This is a genomic window from Bradyrhizobium sp., assembly GCF_016462955.1.
Classification (GTDB): Bacteria; Pseudomonadota; Alphaproteobacteria; order Rhizobiales; family Xanthobacteraceae; genus Bradyrhizobium.
Genome location: NZ_JAEMSD010000075.1, coordinates 1 through 4,364, shown reverse-complemented (window position 1 = coordinate 4,364; position 4,364 = coordinate 1). Strand labels below are relative to the sequence as shown.

The 4,364-nt window shown below is 61.8% G+C and carries 3 protein-coding genes; 2 read left to right on the top strand and 1 reads right to left on the bottom strand.

Annotation, left to right across the window (positions count from 1 at the left end; all coding sequences use genetic code 11):
- A partial coding sequence (locus JHD07_RS10900) for an amidohydrolase family protein (protein WP_291621839.1) occupies positions 1-1,290 on the bottom strand: 1,290 nt, incomplete at its 3' end.
- An 883-nt stretch (positions 1,291-2,173) separates the two neighbouring features.
- On the opposite strand from JHD07_RS10900, the gene JHD07_RS10895 reads away from it, so the two are divergent.
- Positions 2,174-3,037, top strand: a complete 864-nt coding sequence (locus tag JHD07_RS10895; RefSeq protein ID WP_291621837.1) for an enoyl-CoA hydratase/isomerase family protein — start codon at positions 2,174-2,176, stop codon at positions 3,035-3,037.
- Between the two features lie 245 nt (positions 3,038-3,282).
- Positions 3,283-4,364, top strand: a 1,082-nt coding sequence (locus tag JHD07_RS10890; protein WP_291621835.1) for an MFS transporter, incomplete at its 3' end; no start/stop codon positions are given.

Genomic DNA, 4,364 nt, shown 5'->3' with positions numbered 1-4,364 from the left:
ATCCAGGGCGATACCGCCCCCCAGCTTCTTCACCCGAGCGATATTCTGCGGACTGATGGTCTCGGCGTGTTCGAGACTCCACCGCAGCCCGTCGAGCGGAATGGTTTCGTTCACCTTCTCCAGAGCATCGAGGAAGGGCGAGATATTCTCATTGTAGCTGATGTGCATGCGGAACGGGATGCGCCGCTCGACCAGCTTCTTCACGTCCTCCTCGACGAAGCGCCGCATTGTGTCCGGCGCGATGACCACCGCTGGGCGGTCGAAATTCTCATGGTCGTGCACTTCTCCACTCAAGACCTCGCCGGCACCGCGATACTCATGCCCGTGCGCCAAGGCGGGGTGCAGGTTCTGTCCCGGGCTGATCGGCGCTGTCTTCGTGATCGCCTCTAGCTCCAGATCCACCATGTTCACCGGCCCGCCGTTGCCAAGTTGCAGATCCACAAAGGGCATGCGCACATTGAGACGGTTGTCGCGAGCAAGCACGTTTACCCTTGCCTGCGCCTCAGGATATGGCCACCTGCCGCCGTTATCGATAATCGAGGTCACGCCGAACCGGTTCAGGCCGTGAATGCTATAAGCCAGCGAGCTCACCTGTTCGTCGAAAGTGGGCTGCGGCACCATGGCTTCGAGGGCGAGAAAAAGCCACGTGTAGCCGTGGACCACGCCGGTGGGATTTCCGCGGCCATCTTTTTCGATTTCGACGCCATCGAGCTTCGGAAACCGATCAGTCCCTACGCCGAGCGCCGCCATCGCTTGCTTGTTCAGGAAGGCCTGATTGTAGGCATATTGTACGATCGCGGGATGATTGGGCACCGCTTCGTGTAGCTCGTCCAGCGTCGGGAAGCGGTTCTCCTTGAACTGATAAGGAGACCAACCTCCGATTACCTTGACCCACTGACCTTCCGGCGTGCGTCTTGCCTGCTCACGAAGCATCGTCAAAGCCTGGCGCAGCGTCGGAACACCATCCCAGCGGACATTGTAGTTGAAGGCCAGGTCATTGAGGACGTGGATATGGGCATCGACAATGCCAGGCACGACCCTACGGCTGTGGGCATCGATCACCCTGGTCGAAGGGTTCTTCAGGGCCAAGATGGCCTCATCGGGGCCGACCGAATAGATCCGCCCGTCCTTGACGGCCAATGCTGTCGCCTCTGGCTGGGCACGGTTGCCAGTAAAAATTTTCGCGTTGAAAACGATCAGATCAGCGCCAGAGCTCTCCGGCGCCGGCTGCGCCTGAACTGCAGAGAACCAAACAATCGCTACGAACCCGATCAGTGCTTTCCGGATCATTTTCACTCGCCCCCTAAGGTGTTCGAAATGGCTCGGCGTACCCGCATAGTTATCGGCGACGGCACTCGCGGCGGTCCGGGTTGCGTTCACAACGCTGCTGGCGCGCCCGTTCGGCCATGATCTGGCCGTCCCTAGCGATGCGTGAGAGCCTTTCGGTCTCCTCAATCGACCGGAGTTGCTTGGTGTCGCGCCTGTGCTGCTGCGCCAACATGCAATCGCTGAAGGCGGGTGTGCCGTACCTGTTGCCGAAACTCTCGCAGGTGCGCGCGTCCTCGCGTTGCTTCCGATTCCAGCTTTGCGCGCTCGCCTCGCCTCCTCCGAAACCCATGCCGAGCGTGGTGACGATGCCAACGGATACGAGAGCGGCGCGTTTACGGGCGAGAAGGCGTAGCATTGGCACTCCTGGTACTTTTCCGACGAGGCGCTGCGGTTCGTGTGCGATGCGAGCAGTTTCGTCGTCGGCTTCGTCGCACTCGCCTCCAAGTGGGACTAGCAATCCTGCGGACGCGCCAGTAGCTCCACAAAATGACTTACTGTGTCGCGTAATGCGGAACGCTATCGCGTCTGCCAGTGAAGCAGCGCCGCGATCACCGCGAATCATCGTTGCCCAATCAGTCAACGGCATCAGGTCGCGGCGTCACACTGTCGGTCACTCCGGCGGCTCCGGCGCCTGCGAGATGGAGCGACTTACTTGGGCCAAGGTCCCGCTTGATGCCCGAAGACATTCCAACCGTGCCTCAACCTCGCAAGTCACGGCGACGCAGGTATCGCGGGCGTTCCTGCTTGCGTGACACAGTTACCCCAGTTCCGGAGCTACTGATCCCCTTCTCGAGACGGTATGGATTCGACAAATGCGGCCGCCACCAAAGATCGGAAGGCTTGAATGTCGGATCACTATCAGAAACTCCGCGTCGCGCACCGCTCGGGCGTCGTGACCGTCACGATCGAAAATCCACCGGTCAACATCCTCGACGTGGCGCTTATGACGGACCTGCGGCATTTTCTGATCAAGGCCCGCGACGATGAGGCAATGCGCGTGATCGTCTTCGAGAGCGGTTCTCCCGACTTCTTTATCGCTCATGTGGACATGGCGTTGATCGACGATCCGCATGCGTTCGACGAGATCGCGCGTGATGTGCCCGCCGGCCTGAACGTCTTCCAGGCGCTTGGAGAACTGGTTCGCGAGCTTCCGCAGGTAACCATCGTGAAGCTCGCTGGCGTCGCGCGGGGTGGCGGCGCCGAGTTCATCGCCGCCTGTGACATGGCATTCGGAGCGATCGGACGAGCCGGTCTCGGCCAGGTCGAGGCACTCATGGGCATCGTGCCGAGCGGAGGCGCGATGCAATATCTTTCGACGCGCATGACCCGCGGACGCATCCTGGAAATCATCCTGGGAGGCGGCGTCTTCAGCGCGGAGGAGGCCGCCGCGTATGGTTGGATCAACCGGGCGCTGCCCGCAACCGAACTCGACGATTTCGTCGATACGCTAGCCCACCATATCGCCGCCTTGCCGGCTGGCGTGGCGCAGGCGGCTAAACGTGTGCTGCCTTCTCCCGATCTCCGGGCCGGGTTCGTGCGCGAGCAAGCGGAATGGAGCAGGCTATTCGCCGAGCCAGCGGCTGAGACGCTGATCCGAGGCGGTCTGGCGCGAGGTGCCCAAACGGTGGACGGAGAAAGGCGTCTGGAGGAGATCCTGCGCAGCATATCCCCGTTGTCGCGGATCGGCGCTTCGCACCGCAGGACCTGAAACGGCACGGTCGTGTCAAGGTTGCCGCTGTCTTCGCGGCTGATGCCTTGGCGACAATGACTGGGAGTTGATGAGGAGACGATCGGCAGAGACTTCACCGAAATGCAACGAGTGCTTTGGCGGGATCTCATATCGCTGCGGCCATATCTGGAGCCAGCTTTTTGACCATGGTCCTCCCGCCCCCTTGTGACGAGTTGACTGCGCGCGGCGTGTCAGGCGCCGCTGCGGATCCGGGATCGGCAACCATGGTCGCGACGATCCTTGCCTCGAGCCTGGCGGTGACCGTCGCATCGATCATCACAGTCGCACTGCCTTCGATGCAGCGCGATCTTGGCACGGACTCCGCCGGTCTGCAGTGGATCATCAACGCCTATCTCCTGCCGATGTCGGCGTTGGTCCTGCTCGGAGGCGCGCTCGGCGACCGTCTCGGGCGCAAGCGCTTTTTTATCCTCGGCCTGGCGATCTTCGCGCTTGCGACGCTCGGCTGCGCATGTGCGCCCAACCTGGCGCTGATGCTCGCCGCACGCTTCGTTCAAGGCGTCGGCGCCGCCCTGATCGTCCCCAATAGCTTGGCGCTCCTTGCCGACGCCTACTCCGGGAAGAGGCGCGGGCACGCCGTCGGCACATGGGCGGCCGCGAGCACAATCGCCGGCGCGGCGGCTCCACTGCTAGGAGGCGTCGTGGTCGATCACGCCGATTGGCGCTGGTCCTTCGCGATTGTCGTACCTCCTGCAGCCGCGGCTCTGTTGATGGGAATTCGGAGCATCCCAAGTAGCGCGTCGCCACTACCGCGCGCTCCGCTCGACCTGACCGGAGCCACACTCGCCGTAATCGCACTCGGGAATTTGGCTATCTCGCTCACCTACCTTCCTCAGGCAGGTGCGTTGAACCCGGTCGTATTTGGAACAGCTGGGGCGGGTTTTCTGGCCCTCGCGGCGTTTGTATATGTCGAACGGCGAAAGCAGAAGGATGCGATCATGCCACTCGGCATTTTCTCTTCAGGGAGCTTCTCAGGAATCTCGATCCTGACCCTGCTCCTTTACTGCGCCCTTGGCGGGTTCATGGTCTTGCTTCCCCTCTTCTTCATGAACGGACTTGGCTATTCCGCGACGCGGGCTGGTTTCGCCCTTCTGCCGTTACCACTCGTTATGGGGACGCTGTCGCGACCTCTGGGGGATCTGGCAACGAGATGGGGAGTCCGGCGAACCTTGTCGCTCGGACCCGTGGTGGTCGCGATCGGATTCGCGCTCATCGCGACGCTCCCTGGGGAACGAGTCAGCTATTGGCTGGATATCTTTCCCGGTCTCGCGACGATATCCCTCGGGAT